General features: G+C 69.7%; 23 protein-coding genes. 14 read left to right on the top strand and 9 right to left on the bottom strand.

All coding sequences use genetic code 11. The features are described from left to right. Position 1: 1 nt before the first annotated feature. The 4 genes from ACZ4EG_RS24115 to ACZ4EG_RS24100 all read right to left on the bottom strand — a co-directional run bounded on the left by ACZ4EG_RS24115 (position 2) and on the right by ACZ4EG_RS24100 (position 3,804). Positions 2-772 (bottom strand): MlaE family ABC transporter permease, encoded by a 771-nt coding sequence (locus ACZ4EG_RS24115; protein WP_467792039.1) that lies wholly within the window; start codon positions 770-772, stop codon positions 2-4. Then, positions 769-1,698, bottom strand: coding sequence for an ABC transporter ATP-binding protein (locus tag ACZ4EG_RS24110; RefSeq protein ID WP_467792038.1), 930 nt, complete (start codon positions 1,696-1,698; stop codon positions 769-771). Before ACZ4EG_RS24110 ends, ACZ4EG_RS24115 begins: the two co-directional genes overlap by 4 nt. Positions 1,699-1,806: 108 nt before the next feature. Next, a complete protein-coding gene (locus ACZ4EG_RS24105) occupies positions 1,807-2,814 on the bottom strand; it encodes an RNA polymerase sigma factor (protein ID WP_467792037.1) in 1,008 nt (335 codons plus the stop codon). A gap of 66 nt (positions 2,815-2,880) precedes the next feature. Next, entirely contained in the window at positions 2,881-3,804 is a 924-nt protein-coding gene (locus ACZ4EG_RS24100) for a lytic transglycosylase domain-containing protein (RefSeq protein WP_467792036.1), read from the bottom strand. Positions 3,805-4,106: 302 nt separating this feature from the next. Between ACZ4EG_RS24100 and ACZ4EG_RS24095 the strand changes: the two genes are divergently transcribed. Then, positions 4,107-4,976, top strand: coding sequence for an LLM class flavin-dependent oxidoreductase (locus tag ACZ4EG_RS24095; protein ID WP_467792035.1), 870 nt, complete (start codon positions 4,107-4,109; stop codon positions 4,974-4,976). A gap of 27 nt (positions 4,977-5,003) precedes the next feature. On the opposite strand, the gene ACZ4EG_RS24090 is transcribed toward ACZ4EG_RS24095, so the two are convergent. Both ACZ4EG_RS24090 and ACZ4EG_RS24085 read right to left on the bottom strand, forming a co-directional pair. Continuing rightward, positions 5,004-5,909: a hypothetical protein gene (locus tag ACZ4EG_RS24090; RefSeq protein WP_467792034.1), complete on the bottom strand. Its 906-nt coding sequence runs from the start codon at positions 5,907-5,909 to the stop codon at positions 5,004-5,006. Positions 5,910-6,020: 111 nt separating this feature from the next. After that, positions 6,021-6,326: a hypothetical protein gene (locus ACZ4EG_RS24085; protein ID WP_453548945.1), complete on the bottom strand. Its 306-nt coding sequence runs from the start codon at positions 6,324-6,326 to the stop codon at positions 6,021-6,023. Between the two features lie 13 nt (positions 6,327-6,339). Between ACZ4EG_RS24085 and ACZ4EG_RS24080 the strand changes: the two genes are divergently transcribed. The 5 genes from ACZ4EG_RS24080 (at position 6,340) to ACZ4EG_RS24060 (ending at position 10,821) form a co-directional block, all read left to right on the top strand. After that, positions 6,340-6,525 (top strand): hypothetical protein, encoded by a 186-nt coding sequence (locus ACZ4EG_RS24080; RefSeq protein WP_453548947.1) that lies wholly within the window; start codon positions 6,340-6,342, stop codon positions 6,523-6,525. A 151-nt stretch (positions 6,526-6,676) separates the two neighbouring features. Continuing rightward, a complete protein-coding gene (locus ACZ4EG_RS24075; protein WP_467792033.1) occupies positions 6,677-7,630 on the top strand; it encodes an ArsR/SmtB family transcription factor in 954 nt (317 codons plus the stop codon). Positions 7,631-7,702: 72 nt separating this feature from the next. Then, the gene (locus ACZ4EG_RS24070) at positions 7,703-8,341 is read left to right on the top strand and encodes an HAD family hydrolase (protein ID WP_467792032.1); all 639 of its coding nucleotides are present in this window, start codon (positions 7,703-7,705) and stop codon (positions 8,339-8,341) included. Between the two features lie 145 nt (positions 8,342-8,486). Continuing rightward, positions 8,487-9,206 carry a DinB family protein gene (locus tag ACZ4EG_RS24065; protein ID WP_467792031.1) on the top strand — a complete coding sequence of 240 codons (720 nt, stop codon included), beginning with the start codon at positions 8,487-8,489 and terminating at the stop codon, positions 9,204-9,206. A 127-nt stretch (positions 9,207-9,333) separates the two neighbouring features. Beyond that, positions 9,334-10,821 (top strand): alpha/beta hydrolase, encoded by a 1,488-nt coding sequence (locus ACZ4EG_RS24060; RefSeq protein WP_467792030.1) that lies wholly within the window; start codon positions 9,334-9,336, stop codon positions 10,819-10,821. Between the two features lie 121 nt (positions 10,822-10,942). Here the strand turns inward: ACZ4EG_RS24060 and ACZ4EG_RS24055 are convergent, their stop codons facing one another. Next, complete coding sequence (locus ACZ4EG_RS24055) at positions 10,943-12,298, bottom strand: pyridoxal phosphate-dependent decarboxylase family protein (protein ID WP_467792029.1); 1,356 nt, start codon at positions 12,296-12,298, stop codon at positions 10,943-10,945. 125 nt (positions 12,299-12,423) lie between these two features. Between ACZ4EG_RS24055 and ACZ4EG_RS24050 the strand changes: the two genes are divergently transcribed. Beyond that, positions 12,424-12,936, top strand: a complete 513-nt coding sequence (locus ACZ4EG_RS24050; RefSeq protein WP_467792028.1) for a MarR family winged helix-turn-helix transcriptional regulator — start codon at positions 12,424-12,426, stop codon at positions 12,934-12,936. A gap of 89 nt (positions 12,937-13,025) precedes the next feature. On the opposite strand, the gene ACZ4EG_RS24045 is transcribed toward ACZ4EG_RS24050, so the two are convergent. Both ACZ4EG_RS24045 and ACZ4EG_RS24040 read right to left on the bottom strand, forming a co-directional pair. Then, a complete protein-coding gene (locus ACZ4EG_RS24045) occupies positions 13,026-13,919 on the bottom strand; it encodes a hypothetical protein (RefSeq protein ID WP_467792027.1) in 894 nt (297 codons plus the stop codon). Beyond that, positions 13,916-14,449 (bottom strand): SigE family RNA polymerase sigma factor, encoded by a 534-nt coding sequence (locus ACZ4EG_RS24040; RefSeq protein WP_467792026.1) that lies wholly within the window; start codon positions 14,447-14,449, stop codon positions 13,916-13,918. Before ACZ4EG_RS24040 ends, ACZ4EG_RS24045 begins: the two co-directional genes overlap by 4 nt. 287 nt (positions 14,450-14,736) lie before the next feature. Here ACZ4EG_RS24040 and lexA point away from each other — a divergent pair, with 287 nt between their 5' ends. From lexA to ACZ4EG_RS24005, 7 genes are all read left to right on the top strand, one after another. Next, positions 14,737-15,408, top strand: a complete 672-nt coding sequence (gene lexA, locus ACZ4EG_RS24035; RefSeq protein ID WP_467792025.1) for a transcriptional repressor LexA — start codon at positions 14,737-14,739, stop codon at positions 15,406-15,408. Positions 15,409-15,567: 159 nt separating this feature from the next. Next, positions 15,568-16,764, top strand: a complete 1,197-nt coding sequence (locus ACZ4EG_RS24030; protein ID WP_467792024.1) for an exo-beta-N-acetylmuramidase NamZ family protein — start codon at positions 15,568-15,570, stop codon at positions 16,762-16,764. A gap of 123 nt (positions 16,765-16,887) precedes the next feature. After that, positions 16,888-17,868 carry a GNAT family N-acetyltransferase gene (locus tag ACZ4EG_RS24025; RefSeq protein ID WP_467792023.1) on the top strand — a complete coding sequence of 327 codons (981 nt, stop codon included), beginning with the start codon at positions 16,888-16,890 and terminating at the stop codon, positions 17,866-17,868. Beyond that, positions 17,865-19,205 carry an ABC transporter substrate-binding protein gene (locus ACZ4EG_RS24020; protein ID WP_467792022.1) on the top strand — a complete coding sequence of 447 codons (1,341 nt, stop codon included), beginning with the start codon at positions 17,865-17,867 and terminating at the stop codon, positions 19,203-19,205. The genes ACZ4EG_RS24025 and ACZ4EG_RS24020 overlap by 4 nt, the downstream gene beginning before the upstream one ends. Continuing rightward, the gene (locus ACZ4EG_RS24015; RefSeq protein WP_467792021.1) at positions 19,199-20,158 is read left to right on the top strand and encodes a carbohydrate ABC transporter permease; all 960 of its coding nucleotides are present in this window, start codon (positions 19,199-19,201) and stop codon (positions 20,156-20,158) included. Before ACZ4EG_RS24020 ends, ACZ4EG_RS24015 begins: the two co-directional genes overlap by 7 nt. Next, complete coding sequence (locus tag ACZ4EG_RS24010; RefSeq protein WP_453548981.1) at positions 20,155-21,024, top strand: carbohydrate ABC transporter permease; 870 nt, start codon at positions 20,155-20,157, stop codon at positions 21,022-21,024. Before ACZ4EG_RS24015 ends, ACZ4EG_RS24010 begins: the two co-directional genes overlap by 4 nt. 79 nt (positions 21,025-21,103) lie before the next feature. After that, the gene (locus ACZ4EG_RS24005; protein ID WP_467792020.1) at positions 21,104-21,802 is read left to right on the top strand and encodes a hypothetical protein; all 699 of its coding nucleotides are present in this window, start codon (positions 21,104-21,106) and stop codon (positions 21,800-21,802) included. Position 21,803 lies beyond the last annotated feature (1 nt).

Genomic DNA, 21,803 nt, shown 5'->3' with positions numbered 1-21,803 from the left:
GCTAACCCCTCTGCGGGACGACCTGGAAGTACACCGCGGTCATCACGAAGTTCGTCACGAACAGCAACATGAAGGTGATCACCACCGACTGGTTCACCGCGTCGCCCACGCCCTTCGGGCCGCCCTTCGCGGTGAGTCCCTTGTACGAGGCGACGATCGCGGCGATCGCACCGAACACCAGCGCCTTGATCTCGGCCGCCCACAGGTCGGAGAGCTGGGCGAGCGTGGTGAAGGAGGCGAGATAGGCGCCCGGAGTGCCGTTCTGCAGAACGACGTTGAAGAAGTAGCCGCCCGCGACACCGACCACCGACACCAGGCCGTTGAGCAGCACCGCCACCACCATCGACGCCAGCACGCGCGGAACGACCAGCCGGTGGATGGGATCGATGCCGAGCACCTGCATCGCGTCTATCTCCTCGCGGATCTTCCGCGCCCCGAGATCCGCGCAGATCGCCGTACCGCCCGCGCCCGCGATCAGCAGCGCCGTCACGATCGGCGAGGCCTCCCGCAGCACCGCCAGCACCGAGGCGGCCCCGGAGAAGGACTGGGCGCCCAGTTGCCGGGTCAGACTGCCGATCTGCAGCGCGATGACCGCTCCGAACGGGATGGACACGAGGGCCGTCGGCAGAATGGTGACGCTCGCGATGAACCAGGCCTGCTGGATGAACTCCCTTGCCTGGAACGGCCGTCGGGGCACGGTCCGGACGACGTCCAGGGCCATCGCGAAGAGGTTCCCGGAATGCCTGAGCGCCCCGGCCGGTGACACTCTCATCGGTCCGCCACCTCCTTCCGGCGCAGTTCGGCCTCCCGTCGCGCGATCGCCTCCCAGCGGGGCGGGCGGATGATGCCGGGTCCCGGCAGCAGCCGGGGTGTCGGTTCAGGGACGGGCGCCCGGTCGACGAGTTGGGCCAGCTCCTGCTGCACCTGCGCGGCGTCCTTCTCCTCCGCCATGCCGATCGGACCCTGCATCCGGCCGTTCAGGAACTGCCGTACGACGGGTTCGTCGCTGGTCAGCAACTGCTCGCGTGGGCCGAACATGACCAGCTCGCGGCGGAACAGCAGCCCGATGTTGTCCGGCACCTGGCGGGCGGAGGCGATGTCGTGCGTGACGATCAGGAAAGTCGCGTCGATCTGCGCGTTGAGGTCGACGATCAGCTGGTTGAGATAGGCGACGCGCACCGGGTCGAGGCCGGAGTCGGGTTCGTCGAAGAGGATGATCTCGGGGTCCAGCACGAGCGCCCGTGCCAGGCCCGCGCGCTTGCGCATCCCGCCGGAGATCTCACCGGGCAGCTTCCCCTCCGAGCCGATCAGCCCGACCATGTCCATCTTCTCCAGCACGATGCGCCGGATCTGGCTCTCGGACTTACGGGTGTGCTCGCGCAGTGGGAAGGCGATGTTGTCGTACAGGCTCATCGAGCCGAACAGCGCGCCGTCCTGGAACAGCACGCCGAACAGCTTTCGCACTTCGTAGAGCTCGTGTTCGCGCAGCCTGGTGATGTCACGACCGGCGACCTTCACGGAACCGCGGTCCGGCTTCAGCAGTCCGACGAGCGTCTTGAGGAACACCGACTTGCCCGTGCCCGACGGCCCGAGCATGACCGAGACCTCCCCGGCGGGCAGCGTCAGCGAGACGTCCTGCCAGATGACCTGGTGACCGAAGGACTTGGTCAGCCCTTCCACACAGATCTCGACACCCATCCGTTCCACCCTTCCGCCGTGGAGCAGCTCCGACATCTGCTCTACGGGGAGAGGCGGGGCGTCCGTCGCGGGGAAGGGAGAATTTTTTCGGCAGGGCTCGCGGCGGGGCTACGGCAGTGCGGTCGGCACCGATACCTCGGTGGGAGCCACCGGGACGGACGGAAGAGCCGCAGGGATCGTGGACGCGTCCGGCAGGTCGGGAAGGGCGGGCACACTCGGGAGGCCCGACATGCTCGGGACCTCCGGAACGGCCGGCAAGGGTGACAGGGAGGCCTCCGGCAGGGGCGGCACCGTCAGCGGCAGCAGCGCATCGTGGTGATCACCGGGTGAGGCCGTCGCGCCGGAAGCCGTCGCGGGGGCCGACAGCTCGCGGGCGTTCGGGGTGGGTGTCCCGGCGGTGCCGTCGGGCCGGACGGTCTCGGCAGGGATCCCGGACACGGAGGATGCCAAGGGCAGGGGCGCCGCGTCCGGCCCGCCCCCTCCGAGCGTGTGCGGCAGTACGAACCCGGCGACCGCCAGGGTCGCCGCCGTCGACGCGGCCGCTACGGCCTGTGCCTTGCCGCCCGCCCGCAGTCGCCCTCGCCCGAACAGGAACAGCGCGAACCCGAGCGTGGCGGCCAGTGAGTTGCGCAGCGTGCGCCGGGCCCGGGCGAGCAGCGACTCGACGGTCCGGTAGCTCAGCCCCATGCGCACGGCGACCTGGCCGACGTCGAGGTCCTCCGACTTCAGCCGGAGCGCCTCGGCCTGGCGTGCGGGCAGCTCCCCGCTGCGTACGGCCAGCCATCTGGCCTCGGCCCGGTCGCACACCGCCTCTTCGACGGGCACCGGGCCCGGCGCGACGAGCGTGGGACTGCCGGACACCTTGGCCTCACGGTTGACCTGGCGGTACCGGTCGACACACAGCCGCATGGTCACGGTCGTCAGCCAGGCGCCGAGACGCTCGTCGTCCAGGTCGGGCCGCTCCGCGGCGCGCAGCATCGCCTCGTGCACCGCGTCCTCGGCGTCCTCCAGGCTCATCGACCTGCGCCGGGCCACCTTGAGCAGCTGCTCGCGATGACTCCACATGCGCTGCCAGCGGTCGTGGGCCGCCTGTATCTCCGCAGGCATGTCCGACATGTCCGTCATCATGAGGGCCCCTTTGCGCTCACCCGCCGGTCTCGTGCCGTCCGGCGGGTGGCGACATTACCGTCCGGTATCCGCGGTTGGGGAGGGGGCGGCGGTCAACGAGACCACTCCGTTGCTGGTCAGCGGACCGTCGCTGGGCAACAGGCCGTCGCCGGGCGGTTCGATGTCCCTGCCGGGCAAGGGGAGTTGGGGCTCGTCCGGGTCACCGGCCCGGGGCGCCGGGCGTGAGTCGGCGGGAGTCGGTGACGCGGGCGCGGACGGGGTTCGGGACGGGGCGGGACTGCGACGGGCGGACGGCGTCGGCTTCGGGGCGGGCTCCTGGTGCGACCGCTGCGACCGCTGCGACCGCTCGGGGCGCGCCGACGATCCTGCCGCGTTGTCCGGCACCACCCGGTGCCCAGCCAGGAAGTACGCGTACCAGGCCCTGACGGTGCGCAGATAGGCCTGCGAGTGGTTGTAGCCGAGGATCGCCCGGTCCAGTCCGACCGGGTCGGAGAGGTCCCGCTCGCCCGCGCACAGATAGCGCCCGGCGGCGAGCGCCGCGTCGAAAGTGTTGTTCGGGTCGGCCCGGCCGTCGCCGTTGCCGTCCGTGCCCCAGCGGGCCCACGTCGAGGGGATGAACTGCATCGGTCCGACCGCACGGTCGTAGGCCGGGTCCCCGTCGTACGCGCCGCCGTCGGTGTCCCGCACCAGGGCGAACGCGCCGCCGTCCAGCCGCGGCCCGAGGATCGGCGTCACGGTCGTACCGTCCGCCGTCACCCGACCGCCCCTCGCCTGCCCGGACTCCACCTGGCCGATTGCCGCCAGCACCTGCCACCGCAGCCGGCAGCCGGGCGCCGTGCGCGCCAGCTCCGCCTCGGCATGACGGTAGGCGGCGAACACACTCACCGGCAGCGCGGCGCTCGCCACCGCCACCCCACGCTTCTGCTCCCGCGTCCGTAGTGGCGGGAGATCGGTGCGGTAGGGGGTGTCGCCCGTCACGCTCGGCCCCTGCTCGGCGGGTGCCGCCGACCGTGCGGGTGCGGAGGTCCGTGCCGGAACCGCCCACGGCGGTTGTGACGCGGTCAGCGCCGCCATGGCTGCTGCCGTGATCGCCGCACTTCTGGCGCCTTTGACCCTGTGCCCTGCCAAGTCGTGCTCCCCTCCCTGTGTGCCGATGTCGTCTGCTCTACGGGCCAGGGCGGCGGGTCCGTCGCGCGAGAGTGGGCGAATTCGGAAGCGGGGTGCGCAGGCACGTCCGCTATTCCGTTGCCGGTCCACCTGCCGTGCAGCAGGATGCGGGGATGCGCTTCTCGGTCAACATTCCGAACTTCGGTGACTTCGCCGATTCCAGGACCGTCGCGAAGGTGGCCGTGGCGGCCGAACAGGCAGGGTGGGACGGGCTGTTCGTCTGGGACCATGTGCTGCACCGCAAGCACGAGGGCAGGCCGTTCGGCGACCCGTGGATGCTGCTGACCGCCGCCGCGTTGGCGACCTCCCGGATCAGGCTGGGCACGCTGGTCACCCCGGTCGCCCGCCGACGCCCGCAGCAACTGGCCCGCCAGGTGGCGACCCTGGATGCCATGAGCGGCGGTCGGGTCGTCTTCGCCGCGGGGCTGGGCGGGCCCCTTGAGGACGAGTACGCGAGTTTCGGTGACACCACGGACCCCAAGGTGCTGGCCGAGCGGCTGGACGAGGGTCTGGACCTGCTGCGGCGATTCTGGTCGGGCGAACCGGTGAACCACGACGGACGGCACTACCAGGTACGGGACGTGACCCTGCTGCCCGCCACGGTGCAACGCCCTCGGCCGCCGGTCTGGGTCGCCGGCTTCTGGCCGAACCGTCCGCCGATGCGCCGGGCCGCCCGCTGGGACGGCGCGGTCCCGCTGTTCACCGACGCCAGGCACGGTCATGTGCCGCCTGTCGGTCAGGTGCGCGACCTGGTCGCATTCGTGCGCAAGGAGCGCGAGGACCGGTCAGGCGCTCCCTTCGAGATCGTCCTCGGCGGTGCCACGCCGGGCGACGACGCCGCCAAGACCCGTGATCTGATCGGTCCGTTGGCCGAGGCGGGAGCCACCTGGTGGGACGAGCGGCAGATCCAGACCGGCGAAGCGCTCGACCGGCTCACACCGGTGCTGCGCCGCATCGAGCAGGGGCCGCCGGTGTTGTGGTGACCCGGCTGAAGGTGCCCCGCCCGGACCTCAACGCGCCCGGGCGGCGGCCGCCTGCCAGGCGGAGGTGAGGTAGCGCAGCCGGGCCTGGTCATCGTCGGGCAGCGACTTGGCGTAGCTCCGGCGCAGAGCGAGCGCGAGGCTCGGGATGTGGAGTTTCGCGGCGCACTTGCCGTCCGCCACGGCGACGGAGACCTCGCGGTTGCGCAGCGCCCGGGTGGCACCTTGCTTGTGATAGGCGGCCCTGAGCCGTTCGTAGGCGTCGTCGGGAGAGCCGTACGGGTATCCCTCGGCCCGCATGCACGTCTTCCAGTCGGTCATGGCCTTGCGGTACTTCGGGGATTCCTCCACCAGAGGCGTGAGGCGGCCGTTGAGATTCTGCGGGTAGTAAGCGACGGAAACCCAGTCGTCGAGACTTCCGTAGAGGTGCTTCCGGCTCTCGGCCTCGCAGCCCCGTGCCGAGAACGTGACCCTCTGGCCGCCCCCGAAACGCATCTCGCGGAAATCCGAACCGCTCCCGCGCAGGGCTTTCATATAGGCGGCCGACTCTTTCTCCGACAGCGAGGCCACATAGGCGTCGTTCGGTGATGAAGCGCGGCCGTCCGAGCCGGATGCGTACTGATCTCCCAGGCCGTATCCCCGGCTTCGGCGGTCTCGCATGTTCAGCGTCCGCTGCTCGTCGGATCCGGCCGGCCGAGCCGTCTTGTCGGCGCGGTAGCGGAATCCCTTCTTTGCCATGCAGGCCGCGATGAGTTCGGATTCCTTGTTCGCCAGCCCGGTGCTGGTCCTGACGAAGGTCCCGGACCGGGTGAGCAGGTCGAGTTCGGCAGCGGCGAGGGGTCTCTCGCGTTTCTCGTGCGCGTCGTCGGTCGTTCCGCACGCGGCGGCGAGCGCGAGGGCTCCCGCCACCGCGCAGGCGAGCGATGCGCGTCGCATGGTGTCCTGGGCCTCTCGGTCGGCGGGGTGGGACGGGCGGTGCCCGCGGACTGCTGCCCGCGGGCACCTGGAACCTGGGGAGTTGAGCTGTCCCGTCAGCTGTCCCGTTCCTTACGGCACAGGGCCGGTGCAGGTCGAGTTGGTGCCGCCGGTCGCGTAGACGCCCCAGCTGTTCGACGAGACGGCGTCGTTGAACGTCGAGTTGAAGTTCCCGCCGGTGCCCTTCGGGACCCAGCCGCCGGTTCCGCCGTAGGACTTGCCGGTCCACACGACGGCGTCACAGCTGACTCCGTTGTTGTAGTCCGACGAGGCGCAGTCGTTCCAGGTGCGGCTCGGACAGCTGGAGTGACCGAAGACGGACCAGTCGGAGTTCTTTCCGGAGAGCTTTCCCGGCCCGTCGGAGTATCCCGCGTTCACCCAGAAGCAGAAATTGCCGGAGGTACAGCCGGCAGGTGCCGCGGCAGCCTTTACCGAGGTGAAGGATGTCGCCGCGGATGCCTTGCCGTGGTTTGCGGAATCATTTGCCGAACTGGCCGCCGATGTTCCGGCCATCGCACCGAGCAGAATCACAACTCCCGCGATCATGGCTAATATTCGTCTCACCATTCCCCCTTGAGGTGTGCGGTTGGTCGCGTCCACTGTTGCCAATTCCGCCTCAGTGGTCCATGGTGTGTCGCCAGGAGGAAAATGCCGAGGCCGGACAGGGGACCGGGATGCTCCGCATTCATTTCTCAGAGATCGACCTGGCGAGAACCAGAGTGGCCCGGGTGCCCGATCCCCTGTGGGAGGTGGCCGCGAGTCTGCACCGCTTCCAGACCCGCGCCGGCCGCTGGGCCTACGCCGAGTGGTACCGGACGGCCGGCGCCCGCGTTCGGGAGAACCATCTCGAACGCACCCTGCGTGATCTGCTCCTGCCGCTGTACCCACGAGCCGTCTACTTTCCGGACTTCCTGACGCCTTCCCCCGCCCTGGACGATGGGCTCGACGCCGGTCTCGACACCATCATGTCCACCCCGCCCCGCCGCGTGCGCGATGAGCTGGCGGTGCTCGACCACCGTGTGGGCGCTCCGGCCTGGGTACGACGACTGACGGACCGACAGGAGCGCGCGGAGCTCGTCGCGGCGATCCGCGCCTACTACGAGGCGGCCGTCGCCCCGTTCACCGAGGCGATGCACTCGCGCATCGAGGCGGCGCGGTCGCAGTGCTGCCGCGATCTGCTCGACGGCGGCGTGGACCGGATGCTGGCCGGGCTCGGACCCGGGCTGATCTGGCGGCCTCCGATCCTGGAAGTCCGCTATCCGGTCGACGACCGGGATCTGTACCTGGACGGCCGGGGGCTGCGCCTCGTGCCGTCCTACTTCTGCTGGAGCAGCCCGATCAGCCTCGCCGATCCCCACCTGTCACCCGTGCTGGTCTACCCGCTGCTGCACGAACCGACCGCCCTCAGTATCCGGGCCGCCACGCCACTGGCCGCGCTGCTCGGCCGAACCCGGGCGACCGTGCTCTGCGTCGTCGCGGCGGGCGCGGGCGCCACGACCGGGGAGATCGCCCGTGCGGTCGGGATCTCCGCGCCCTCCGCGAGCAAGCACGCCGGAGTCCTGCGTGACGCGGGCCTGCTCGCCAGCAGCCGGCATGCCGCGCACGTCCTGCACACACTGACTCCGACCGGTGCCTCCCTACTGGTCGGGTCTCAACGGTTGGGCGCGCGCACTGGTCGTTGAGCTGAGCGCCCTCGCGACTATCACCCGGGTGGATGCGACTCGAAGGCGTTCACCACGGGGAGGCACTTGCACATGCCAGTGATTTTCTTCGACATCGGGGCGACCTTGGCGGATGCCCATGTGGATCCCGACGGCTCCCTGACTCTTCAACCCCGACCGCGTGTCATGGCTGTGCTCGACGCCCTCCAGGAGGTCCGCAGGGGCATCATCTCCGACCCCGGTCCGGGCAATGGTGCTGCCGCACGTGCGGCAGCCGCGCTGCGGGAGGCGTTCCCCGGCCGCTTCACCGACGAGGCACTCGTGCACTGGGGGGCGAAGGACAGCCGTAGGACCTTCGACCAGGCGGTCACGAGCACCGGGGGAGTGGCAGCCGACGACTGTGTCTTCGTGGGCGAGGACGCGGAGGAGCGCGCTTGCGCACGCGAGGCCGGAATGCGTACGGCGGCTCACCCGGTGTTCGCCATTGCCGCGATGGAGGACCGACCGGTGCTCCGGGCGAGGATCGAGCTGCCGGACGGCCTGGGCCCGCCCGAGTTGACCACGGCCGTGGACGAGACCGAGGCCCTTGTCGTGGAGTTCGTCTCCGATCGGCTCGCACTCACCATGGCGACCAGGCAGGGTGCCCAAGCGCTCCAGCACGCGGGTTTCACGGTGGATCTGCGGGGACCGGTGGACGAGGTGGTGGCCTTCCCGATCCGGGCCGATCAGTAGGTCACGGCGGCCGAACAGTCGGCGGACGCCTCGCGCGCATCTCCGTGGACGGCTGGGCCAAAATCGGTCGCGCCCCGATGGACCAGCCGTTAACTTCCGCCTGAGCGCAGTGTCGTACGAGACGCGACCGCGAAGGGAGCCACGTATGGAGACCGAGGACGCGCGGACCGACCGGTTGGGCCTGCTGCTCGACCAGTTCGACCAGGCCAGGGAGATGGCCCGGGTGCGGCTGACGGGGCTCGGTGACGAGGAGTATCTGTGGGAGCCTGCGCCGGGTTCCTGGTCGATACGGCGCCGGGGCGAGGCGGCGACGCCCAGGGCGTTCGGGCCGGGGGAGTGGGTGCTCGACCTGGGCGCCCCGGACATCCCGGCAAGCGAGTACGCCGAGGTCGCCCGACAGGCCGCAGACGGAATGACCCTCGCCAAGATCGCCGACGACTGGAGCGTGAGCATCGAGCGTGTCGGGCAGGTCCTCGCCCACACCGGTGCACCGGAGCCTGACGAGACACCGATCACGACCATCGCGTGGCGGCTGGGGCACCTGCACTTCCACTTCGCGGGCGGATGGGAGTGGACCTTCGGTGGCCGGCGGCAGGAACCGAAGCAGTTGGTCGACTTCACCCCCAACGCCGCCTTGGCGCTCGAGCGGTTCTGGGCGCTGATCGACCGCTGGCGCGACAGCGTCGCCGCCGTCTCCGACGAGCAACTCGACATGGTCGGCTTCTCGCAGTACCCGTACAGCAACGACGCCGACAATCCCTTCGTCGCCGTGCTGTCGGGGGCCAACCTCGAATTCATCCACCACATGGCCGAGATCGCACTGCTCCGCGACCTGTGGCGGGCGCGCTCCGCCACTCCCCGGTAGCCCTGGTGGCCCGGTCGCGCCGGTCAGAGTCAAGATTCAAGACAACCCTCGCGGCAACACAACCCTTTGGCCCTCCGCCTCATCTTGCTTGCCGGCAGCAGCAGAACTGACCTGAAAGCAGGAGCACTTGTCCAGTGCGCGCTCTCCTCTGACACGACGCAGTGCGGCGGTCGTCACCGCCTTGGGGCTCGTCGCCCTCGCCGGGCCGCAGGCGGCCGAGGCGACGCCGGCCACCACGGCCACGGGACCCGCCGCCCTCCACTGGTCCACCTGTCCCGCGGGCTCGGACGCTCCCCGCGGCACGTACTGCGCCACCCTCAAGGTCCCTCTCGACTACGCCGATCCGGGCGGACGACAGATCAAGCTCACCCTGTCGATGGCGGGTGATGTGAACGCCCCGCGCACTCTCGTGGTCAACCCGGGCGGGCCGGGCGAATCGGGGATCGGTACGGCCAAGCTGGTGTGGAGCTCGCTGCCCCGGGACGTCGGCGCTAAGTACAACGTCGTCAGTTTCGACCCGCGCGGCGTCGGTGCCAGCACCCCGGTCTCCTGCGGGGACACGACCAGGCTGATCAAGCACCCGGCGGTGCCGTACACGCCCGCGAACGACGGACAGGAGCAGGCGCGGCGCACCGTGGCCCGCAAGATCGCCGAGCAGTGCGACGCGAAGTCCAAGGCCCTGCTTCCCTACATCACCACCGAGAACGCGGCCCGCGACATGGACCGGATCCGTACCGCGTTCCACCGCGACAAGATGGACTACCTCGGCTATTCGTACGGGACGAAGCTCGGCGCCACGTACGCGACACTGTTCCCCTCGCACACCGGTCGCATGATTCTGGACAGCGTCGTCGACCCGACCGTCACGATCTATGCCTCGCAGTACGAGCAGAATCCGGCGCTCCAGCACCGGGCCGGCCAGTTCTTTGCCTGGGCGGCGAAGAAGGACGGGACCTACCACCTGGGTGCCACGCAGGCCAAGGTGGCCGCCGCGTGGGAGGCCACCCGTAAGAAGCTGGACACCAAGCCGGCCGGGCACCGGGCGGGCAGTGCCGAGCTCGACGATCTGCTGGCGTCCGCCATGTACACGGATCTGACCTGGGGCGATGTGGCGCAGGCCGTCTCCGACTACCGGGGCGGGGATGCGAGCGGCCTGCTCAGCGCCACCGACCAGCTCGCCCTCGGCGGTGCGGATCCGGCCCAGCTCGCCTACAACTGCGTGGACGACGCCTGGCCCCGCGACTGGGCGACCTGGCACCGGGACACGGCCGCGTCGGCCCGTAAGGCTCCACTGTTCGCCTGGCTGAACACCTGGTACAGCGCACCCTGCGCATTCTGGAAGGCCCCGACGGCCCGGCCCGTGAAGATCGGCTCGGCTCACGTGCCGCCGGTCCTGCTGCTCCAGGCGAAGGACGATCCGGCGACCCCGGTCGTGGGCGCGCGGCGCATGCACCAGGCACTGGCCGGCTCCCGCCTGGTCGTCGCGGGCGGCGGCAACCACGGGCAGTACCTGTTCGCCGGCAACACCTGCATGGACCGCCACGGCAGCCGCTATCTGCTCACCGGACAGCTCCCGGCCGACAACGCCACGTGCCCGGCACCCCCGGCGCCGTGAGCGACTCCGCGACCCGCGACTCCACGATGACGTGACGGGCGACGGCTACTGCGCCACCCCGTTTCGGGTTCGCCGACCTCGCATCTCCGCTCCAGCTCGTGCGGGGGACGCAAGAGCGGTGTCATATGAGGCGTTCCACGGCGGCGTGCAGTTGCTCGACGTGGTGTTCGCTCTCGGGCTTCATGAGCACGCTGCGCAGGATGCGGGCGCCATCGGTGTCGCGGTCGATTTTGGGATGGCGGCGGGCAAAGGCGTCGGCGGAGGCACGGAGCGTGCTGACGAAGACGGCGTCGCGGGCGGTCATGCCGTCGTTGAGGATGCGGGCCGAGGCATGGTCGATGGCGGAGAGGGTGGCCGGTTCGACGGCGGGGAAGTAGCTGACGATGTCGAGTTCGGGCTGTTGATACAGAGTCAGAAGATCGGACGCGTCGATGAGCTCTGCCCAACGCAGGGCCGCTCTGCGGCCCGCGGCCAGCACGCGCCCCAGCCTCTGCGGGGTGGGCGGCAGCAGTTGGAAGGTGAGCCAGAGCGCGGCAGCCGCCGCGCCGGCCCGGGAGCATTCCAGGCTGATCTCGCCGAGGTGCAGCTCGGTGGAGGTGAAGTACGTGTACGGGGAGTCGTGCAGGTAGAAGCGCCCCACCTCGGGGTCGCGGAAGACGACCGCGCCGCAGCCGTAGGGCTGGAGCCCGTGCTTGTGCGGGTCGATCACCACGGAGTCGCAGTCCGCGATGGCGCGCCAGGGCTCCGGCGCGAGCGCCTCGGGCCCGTCGGCCGCGGCCAGCAGGGTGAAGAATCCCCCGTACGCGGCGTCGACATGGACCCGGGCTCCGTAGCGTCGGCACAGTGGCAGCGCCTGGTGCACGGGGTCGATCGCACCGAGTCCGGTGGTCCCGACGGTGAGTACGACCGTGCCCACCCGCCCGGTGCTCAGTACCTCCTCCAGAGCCAGGAGATCGATGCGGCCCGCGTCGTCAGCGGAAACCGGGTGCCCTTCCATGCCGAGCACGCCGCACATGCGCCCGTGCGTGTAGTGGGCCTCGGCGCTGTAGGCGACTCCCTTGCCGGGGTGACTCTCCCGGGCGACGAAGAGGGCCTCCAGGTTGGCGATGGTGCCGCTGGTGGTGAGATGGCCCAGGTGTTGGTCGAACCCGAACATGGCCGCCAGCTGTGCCACGGCCTCCCGCTCCATCCGCGCGGTGGCCGGGCCGCCGTCCAGGGCATGGTTGTTCGGATTGATCAGCATGGCGGTGAGGTAGCCGACCACGGCGGCCGGGTGCGGCGGCTTGAGCATCTGGCCTGCGTACCGGGGATGGAAGAACGGATAGTTGTCCCGCAGCCGGTCCGTGAAGTCGGCGAACACGGGGGCGAATGCCTCGTCGGTGACTTTCAGCGCGGGGTGCGGCTCGTAGGGGCCGAAGTCCGCGGACCAGTCCTGGACCGCCTGGGTAGCTTCGCCCAGCCATCGGTTGAGGTCCATGCCTGCTCTCCCTTTCGCTCATGACGCGACGCCGCTGACAGGTGGCGTCCGGCCCGCTAGATTTAGTTGAGCAGTCAGTGAGTGAGTAGTCAATGAATTCGTTTGAGTCCGAAGGAAAATCTCTGGTGGGCAATGGTGACGACGCGGAGCAGCGGGCTGTGCGGGCGGCGGGCAGCGATCTGGTGCGCGACTTCGGCATGCTCTTCAAGGCTGCGGGCCGCCTCGAACAGCGGATCGACGCGGCCCTGCGGGAGCGGTGCGGCATCCACCACACCATGTTCGAACTCTTGCTCAGGCTCTACCGCACACCCGGCGAGGAGGTGTCACAGCGCAGTCTCGGGGATGAGCTGGTCCTCACCAGCAGCGGCACCACACGGCTGATCGACCGCATGGAGGAGGCCGGCCTCGTCCGCCGCCACCCCTCCCCAACCGACCGGCGCGTCACCGTCGTGGAGGCCACCGAGCAGGGGTGTGCCGTCTTCCTCAAGGCAGCCGCCGTCCACGCGGAGGTGGTCGAGGAATGCTTCGTGACCCCGGTGGCGGGAGACGACTACGGTTCCCTCGTTCGAGCCCTGACCGAGATCAACAGAGCCGTGCAGGGCGGCGCCGGGCAGCGAGCCGGAGGCAAGGCGGGCTAGCGTCGGCCGACGGATCCGAGCGGGCAATGACTCGGTCTGGCCCACCGGAACACGCGGGCATGACGTCCCGGGCGCCTACAGGCGGTCGGCTACTTGGCCGGTCGGAGCTTCACCTTGTGACCGTCGGCCGTGACCGCGTACCTGACGGGCTCACCATTTTCGGCGGTCGAGCAGTGGATGGCGACGGTGCCGCCGGGAACGTCGGGCAAAACGCTCTCGGGCTTGGTGTTGGTCGCAGCCAGGTACTTCGCACGGACACGCTCGACGGTGGTGAAGGTGCCGTCGGCGGTGAACGAGTGTCCGAGTGCCTTCCTGCACACGGCAGTCATGGAGGCGCGCGAGCTGATCGTGGTGTCCTCGCGCCACAGGGCAACGACCTGTTTGTGGCTGTCCAGGAACCGCAGCGTTCGGGCGGCCGAGTCGGCGGGCGCGTCCACGGTGACGTAGGCGGTACGCGCGACCGCGTCCAGGAGGTCGGGGGTCGGCGTGGTGAGCATCGGGCAGGACTGGAATCGTGGTGGCGGCATCGTGGCGGTGAACGAGCCGTCCGTTCCCAAAGTGAAGCTGCCACCGACCAGTGGACCGCAGGCACCGTTCACCTTCCATGCATTCGGTTCCCCGTCGGCACCGATCACGATGTTCGCGGGCATGCCGCCGAGGTCGCGCCACGACGAGACGTCGCGACTGTCGATCCGGACGGCGGTCCATCGCCCGCCGAGGCCTTCGGCAGTCAGGGCCGAGTTGCCGTAGATGGGAGTAGCCAGGGTGTCGCGCCTGTCATGGCCGGCCCGTGTTACGACGGCCACCGATCCGGCGAGGGCCACGACACAGGCGAACGCGCCGACGACGGCAAGCTGCCGGTACCGGCGCCGCCTCGTCCCCGCGCGGACCGCCTCGTCGATGTCGATGCGGTCGGCCGGAGCACTGATGCTGATGGACGCGATACGCGTGGCGAGTTCCTCCGGCGTCTGGTCGGGGGTCACGACGCTCCTTCGATCCTGGTCGGTCGTACGTTCTTGGGCGGTCGCGTCCGGAGTGCGGAGCGCAGGGCGTCCATGCCTCGGCTCGTCTGGCTCTTGACGTTGCCCGGACTCGTCTTGAGCAGAGCGGCGGTCTGCTCGACGGACAGATCCTCGAAGAAGCGCAGGACGAGCACGGTCCGCTGCCCGGTCGGGGTCGTCAGCAGGGCGGCGATGAGGTCATCGTCACGCTCCTCCATGGTGGTGTGCGAGTGTGCGTGCAATGTGGCCACATCCGCCTCGCTGATCTCACGTCGTGCCGGCCGACGCCGATAGTCCGTGTGGAGATTGCACAGGATCCGACGGACGTAGGCACGCGGATCACCGGATGCCACCACCCTGTCCCACCTGGAGTAGAGACGTCCGAGCGCGTCCTGGACGAGGTCATCGGCGAGGTACCAGTCACCGCAGAGCAGAAATGCCGTCGTGCGCAGGCGCGTTCGGTGCTCCAACACCCACGTACGGAAGTCGGTCTCGCGGGGATGATCGGCCACACTCCTCCTTGTCTCGCGCACCCAGGCGGCGCGTGCGTCTGATCCAAGTCGACGCAGGTCGCCTCTTCCTACGTCCTGCACGGAATCCGGGCCGCCCGGGGTTGCACGCGGCCGCGAACGCGTCTCGGTGGTCCTCGCCGTGCGAATCCGGCGCGACCCGCTTCCCGCGGCGCCGCGGCGCCCACGCCTCCCGCGGCTCCCAGGCTCCAGGTATTCGACAAGGTGTTCCATTTTTGATGGATGGCGGGTTATGGTCAACCCGAACGATCTTGTACGGAGGTGCCCGGATGGAGAACACCGCGCCCACTCGCCGAGGCCGTCCCCCGGGGACCCGGGCCGCTGAGGGAGAGCTGACCGGCCGTCAGTCGGCCATCGTCCGTTACATCACGGAGACGGTCGACCGGCAGGGCTACCCTCCGTCGATGCGGGAGATCGGCCAGGCCGTGAATCTCGCCAGTACGTCCTCGGTGGCCTACCAGCTGACCGTCCTCGAACGCAAAGGCGTCCTCTACCGCGACCCGCACCGTCCCCGCGCCTACCAGGTACGGCCCTCCTGGGCGCCCGACCTCGGCGGCAGGGGCGCCGCGCCGGTCGAGGTGCCGCTCGTAGGCCGGATCGCCGCCGGTGCGCCCCTGCTCGCCGAGGAGATGATCGAGGACGTCTACTCCCTGCCCCGCCAGATCGTGGGGGAGGGCGACTTGTTCGCCCTGACCGTCTCCGGCGACAGCATGATCGACGCGGCGATCTGCGATGGAGACATCGTGACCGTTCGGCGGCAGGACAGCGCCGACCACGGGGACATCGTCGCCGCACTGCTGGAGGACGAGGCCACGGTCAAGGTGCTGCGTCGGCAGGAGGGGCGCGTGTGGCTCATGCCCCGCAACCCCGCGTACGAGCCGATCCCCGGTGAGCAGGCGCAGATCCTGGGCAAGGTGGTGGGCGTCCTGCGGCGCCTGTGATCAGGCAGCCTCCGGCACGCGCAACGGGTGTGTGAGGTGTCCGGCTCGACCCGTGCCACCGTCCGTGTGGGTTACTGGTAGATCATTGCCAAATTGCAAGACATGCCAGTAAATTTCGGACAACTGCTTCGAGATGTCACCGGCAGACGGGGCCACAGGATGAGCACGGACGACCGCGTCGCGGTGACGACCGGGATCGCACGACTGGCCGCGTGCCCCGGACTTGCCGGGCCCGGCCGACTCGGGCTGGTGACCAACCACAGCGGCGTCCTCCCCGACCTGCGCCCGGCCGCGCCCGCGCTGCTGGAGGCCGGCGCGCGGCTGGTCGCCCTGTTCGGTCCTGAGCACGGGCTGTACGGGACCGGCCAGGCCGGCGCGAGCGAGTCCGCCCAGGTGGATCCCGCGACCGCGCTCCCGGTCCACGACACATACCGGTGCAGCGGCGAGCGCCTCGATGAACTGCTGCTCGCCAGCGGCGTCGACGCCCTGGTGTACGACCTGCAGGACATCGGGGCCAGGTTCTACACCTACGTGTGGACCATGTTCGACCTGATGGTCTCGGCGGCCCGTACGGGCGTACGGTTCGTGGTCGCCGACCGGCCGAACCCCCTGGGCGGACTCCTCAGCGAGGGCCCGCTGCTCGACCCGGCGTGGGCCAGCTTCGTCGGGCGCGTACCGATACCCGTCCGGCACGGCCTCACCTGCGGTGAACTCGCCCGGCATCTCAACGCCTCGGCTGTGCCCCAAACGGCGGGCAGCGCCGCTGACTTGACGGTGATCGAGGTCGACGGCTGGCAGCGTGCCATGGGAGCGGAGGCCACCGGCCTGCCGTGGGTAGCGCCGTCGCCGAACATCCCGACGCCCGCCACCGCCACCGTCTACCCCGGCACCTGCCTGTTCGAGGGGACGAATGTCTCGGAGGGCCGTGGCACCACACAGCCCTTCGAGATCGTGGGAGCACCGTACATCGACGCCCGGTTCGCGCCCTCGCTCGCCGAACTCGCCCTGCCCGGAGTGCACTTCCGTGATCTGCGGTACGTACCGACCTTCCACAAACACGCCGGACAGCCGCTGCGCGGGGTCCAGCTCCACATCACCGATCGCAAGGTGTTCGCACCCGTACGTACGGCCGTCGCGATGCTCGCCACGCTGCGGCGCCTGTACCCGGACGACTTCGCCTGGCGCACCACGGACGACGGCGCGGAGGGGACCGGCCATCGTCACTTCATCGACCTGCTGTGGGGGTCCGATGGATTGCGGCGCGTTGTCGACGCGGGCGACGACCCGCTGCCCCTGTGCGATCCGCCGGCGCCGCCCGGCCGGTGGGTCGGCGACGACGTGCTGCTCTACACCTGAGACCTCCCGCCCCACCGCCGTGACCTGCCGGCCCGGCACCGACGCGAGACTCCGCACGGGCGCGCGATGGCAGCCGAGTCCCCCAACTCGCCATCGCGGACCCATGGAAGGACAACCCCGCCGATGACCGACCCCACGACGACATCCCCTGCCGCGATTCGTGGCTTTCGCGCGGGGGACGGCCCGCAATTGGTGGAGGCGTGGTGTCGAAGTGCGCCGGCCGACCCCATCATCCCGGACCGCTTCCGCTCCCTGGTGCTGCTCGACGCCAACTTCGACCCCGAAGGGCTTCGGGTCGCCGTCGACGGCGACCGTGTCGTCGGCGCCGCCTACGCGGTGCGCCGTCTGACGCCGATGACCGGCACCGACCTTGAGCCGGAGCAGGGCTGGATCCCGTTCTTCTTCGTCGACCCGGCCGCCCGCGGGCGCGGCCTCGGGCGGCGGCTGCTGACCGACGCCCTCGACTGGCTGCACAGCCACGGCCGCACCCGGGTGGACTTCTCCTCGTACACCCCGAACTACATCCTCCCCGGCCTGGACGCCGAGGCGTACCCGGAGGCGGCGGGGCTCCTTGACTCGCTGGGCTTTCGCACCCTGTACGAGGCGGCGGCGATGGACCGCGGCCTCGTCGGCCATCGCCTCCCGGACGATGTCGCAAGCCGCTTGGACGAACTGAAGGCGCAGGGCCACCGGTTCGCCACCCCGTCCGACGACGACCTGGTGGAACTCGTCGCCCTCGCCGGGAACCACTTCAACCCGGACTGGGCCCGCGCCATCCGGGAGTGTCTGGCCGCGGGCACGCCGCTCGACCGGATCGTCGTCGTCCGGGAGCCCTCCGGCCGCCTGGTCGGCTGGGCGATGCACGGTGCGTACGAGTCGGTGGTCGAGCGGTTCGGGCCGTTCGGTGTGCTGGAGGAGATGCGCGGCACCGGGCTCGGCAAGGTCCTGCTCCATCTGGTCCTGGAGCGGATGCGGGCGCGCGGTGCGCACTGCGCGTGGTTCCTGTGGACCGGCGAGCGGTCCCCTGCGGGCCATCTGTACCGCAAGGCCGGTTTCACCACGACCCGGCTGTTCCGTGTGATGCGGCGGGAGGCCACCCCATGACGCGGGCACGGCGCACCCACGGCCTGAGCCGCCGTCACTTCGTGCTCGCGCTCCCCTCGGCGCTGCTCGCCTCCGGATGTACCGCGCCGCACCGGGGCACCGGGCGGCCCGGGGATCCGATCGTCCTCACCCTGCTCTCCCACTACGCGAGCGGGGAGCTCAAGGCGGCCCTGCAGGGCCCGGTCGACGAGTGGAACGCCACGCACGACCGGGTCAAGGTGCAGACGAAGGCCGTCGAGTTCACGGATCTGCTGACCACGTTCATGGTCAGGCAGGCCGCGGGCCAGGGCGCCGACATCCTCCACCCGTACTGCCTGTGGACCGGCCAGCTGGTCCGGGCCGGCGTGCTGCGGCCGGCTCCCCCCGAGCACGCCGAGGAGATCAGACGCGGCTACGGCGAGGCCGCGGTCGGCTCCTCATCGGTGGGGGGCAGACTCTACGGCTACCCCACCGAGATGCAGACGTACGCCCTCTACTACAACAGACGGCTGCTGCGCGAAGCAGGCATCGACGGACCTCCGCGCACCTGGCGGGAGTTGGAGGAGGCGGCCTACCGCACCAGCAGACGGGACCGGTACGGCAACACACTGGTCCAGGGCTTCGGGCTGTCGACGTACGACGACTCCACCACCGTCGGCCAGACGCTCGCCCTCCTCAACGCCGCCGGCGGAACGTTCGTCTCCGCGGACGGCAGGAGCACCGCCATCGACTCGCCGGCCGGACGTGCCGTATTCGATCTGGAGCACCGCCTGGTCACCAAAGGTGCGAGCGCCCCCGGCGTCAACGTCTACAAGGCGTTTCCGTCCGGGCAGGTGGCCATGGTGATCAGCGCCGGCTGGTGGACCGGGAGCCTGAAGCCCCTGATGGGCAAGGACTACCGCGATGTCGGCGTCGCGCCGCTGCCCGTCCCCGAGGCGGGCGACCAGCGCGCCACCCTTTCCACCGGCTTCATGCTGGGGGTCAACGCGGCCAGTGAACACCCGCACGCGGCCTGGGAGTTCCTGCGCTGGCTCAACACCGCGAAGGTGGGCGTGAAGAGCGCCAAGAAGGTGACAACGGCGACCCGCATGAGCTCCCTGCAGGTGTCGGTCGGCTCGCTGACCGGCCGCGCCGACGACATGCGGACACTCCTGAGCGAGGGGAGCGATCCGAACCTGCGCCCGTTCCTGGACGCGCTGGCCTACGCGGTACCGGAGCCCAACGTGCCGGGCGCTCAGCAGGCCAAGTCGCTGTTGCGCAAGAACATCGAGGCGTTGTGGACCGGTCAGCAGTCGGTCGACGAGGCACTGCGCACCACCCGCCGTCAGGTCGATCAGGAGGTGTCGCGCGCATGGTGAACACCCTGACGCCCACGACGACCGAGCGGGCGCACAGCCCGAGCTCCGCCGGGCTCGCCGTCGACGGCCGCAGCCGTACGCGGCGCCGCCAGGTCGTCGTCGCCTATCTCTTCCTGGCGCCGACGCTGCTGTTCTTCGCGGTCTTCCTGGTCCTGCCGCTCGGCTTCGCACTGCTGCTGTCGATGTCCCGCTGGGCCGGTTTCGACCTCGGTGACATCGATCCGGTCGGCCTGGACAACTTCACCGACCTCTTCGCGGACGGATCGACGTTCCTGGCGCCGATCCTCACCAACACGCTGCTGTTCGCCCTGGGCACCGTGGCCCTCGCGCTCGCCGGCTCCGTGCTCGTCGCCACCTGCATCGACAACCTGCGGTTCCAGGGCCTGTGGCGCACCCTGTACTTCCTGCCGATCGTCACGACCGTCGTCGCCGTCGGCAACGTGTGGAAGTACATGTACGAGCCGGGCGGGCTCGTCAACGGCGTCCTCAACGCGCTCGGTCTCGGCTCGGTGGCGTTCCTGCAGGACCCCGACACCGCGCTGCCCTCGGTCGTGGTCGTACAGGCCTGGGCGTCGGTCGGCTCGGCGATCCTCATCCTGACCGCCGGGCTGAAGTCCATTCCCGAGTCGTACTACGAGGCCGCCGCGCTCGACGGCGCCGGGCCCGTCACCGTCTTCTGGAAGATCACGCTGCCGCTGCTGAGGCCGTCCCTGCTGTTCGTGTGTGTCACCCAGTTCCTCACCGGCCTGCAGTCGTTCGCGCTGATCATCGTGATGACCAAGGGCGGGCCGGGTGACGCGACCAACGTCGCCGCGCTGGAGTTGTACCGACAGGCCTTCTCGTACGGCAACTGGGGCATCGCGAGCGCTGCCGCCTTCGTGCTGTTCGTCGTGGTCCTCGCGGTCACCCTGGCACAGTTGTGGATCTTCCGGCGCAAGGGGGAGGACGCATGAACCGCCGCCGTTTCCCGCTCTTCTCGTACCTGGTGGTCGTGACCGGCGCCGTCCTGACGGTGGTGCCGTTCCTCGACATGGTGATGACGTCCTTCAAGGGGCCCGGAGAGTCCGGCACACTGCCGTACCGGTTCCTGCCCCAGGCGTTCGACCTGTCCAACTACCGGGCGGCGATCGACCAGCTCGATCTGCCGGTACTCTTCCGCAACAGCGTCGTCGCCACCGCCGTGATCACCGGATCGGTGCTGCTCACGTCGTCACTCGCGGGCTACGCGCTCGCCAAACTCCGCTTCCCCGGACGGAACTTCATCTTCCGCCTCGTACTGTCCACGATGATGTTCCCGCCGTTCCTGTTCTTCATCCCGCACTTCCTCATCCTTGTGCACTGGCCGCTGGCGGGCGGCAACGACCTGTTCGGGCGCGGTGGCGCCGGCCTGACCGTCAGCATCGCGGCGCTCGCCATGCCGTTCCTCGTCAACGGCTTCGGGATCTTCCTGACGCGCCAGTTCATGCTCTCGATTCCGGACGAGGTCCTTGAGGCCGCGCGCATCGACGGGGCAGGCGAGTTCGCCGTGTGGTGGCGCATCGTGGTGCCGCAGACCAAGCCGGTCGTGGTGACGCTCGGGCTGCTGACCTTCGTCGACGCCTGGAACGAGTACATCTGGGCGCTGCTCGTCTCCACCGCCGACCCGGACGTGATGACCCTGCCCGTCGGCATCCAGCTCCTGCAGGACTACGTCGACCCGACCCGCACGATGCCCATCGTCATGGCCGGACTCGTGCTGAGCATCCTGCCGGTCCTGATCCTCTTTCTGCTGCTGCAGAAGTACTACATCCGCGGCGTCATGCTCAGCGGCCTCAAGTGAGGCCTCGTACAGGGAAGGTGGCTCGGAATTGTGGCCTCCGCCATAGCCAGTGTGCTCCGGGCCTGCTGAGGTGATCGGCATGACCGAGGGAATCACCTGGCTCGCCGAACCGAAGTCCATCGACTGGGGCGGCTACAGTGTCATCATCGCGCAAGACCTCGCCGGGGACACGCTCGCCCAGCGTGTAGCCGCTACCCGGTTCGGCCGGAACCTCCAAGAACCACGTTTCCTGGGCAACCTCACCGCCGGCCAGGCCGACGATGTCATGACCGGGCTCTTCGGCGACACCCATGACGCGATCGCTCTGCGCTACGGCGAGACGGGCGAGTGGACCTACGTGGTCCAGCACGGCTTCTGGTACGCGGAGTTCGGGCCCCAACCGCCCGTCTCCCGCGGCGGCGCCCATGTGTTCCGCCTGTGGTACGAGGAGGAGAACGGCAAACCCGTGCCGCCCTACTTCGCCTACGAGCACGACGGCCGCACACTGTGCCACTTCAACCTGCACCTCGACGGCTCATGGGGATCGAGCAGAGTCGACGGGGATCCGGAGCCGGCCCGCGCACTCGAAGCCAGGCTGACGGCGGCCGGTCTCTCCCTCGAGAACCCCGAAGACCGCTGGGACGACCGACGCAGGACCCATCGGGCGTGCCTCGCCGCCATCGAGGAGCACTTCAACCTCACGCTGCCCCGCGAACAGATCCTCAACGGCACTCTTCCCACACTCCTGATGAAGGCGAACAGCGCCAACTGCCCGTTCTGCGGAGCAAAGCAGGCATGAG

This window comes from Streptomyces sp. NPDC025638 (assembly GCF_055558775.1).
Note: the sequence above shows the minus strand (reverse complement) of the source record. Positions and strands in the feature narration are given on the sequence as shown.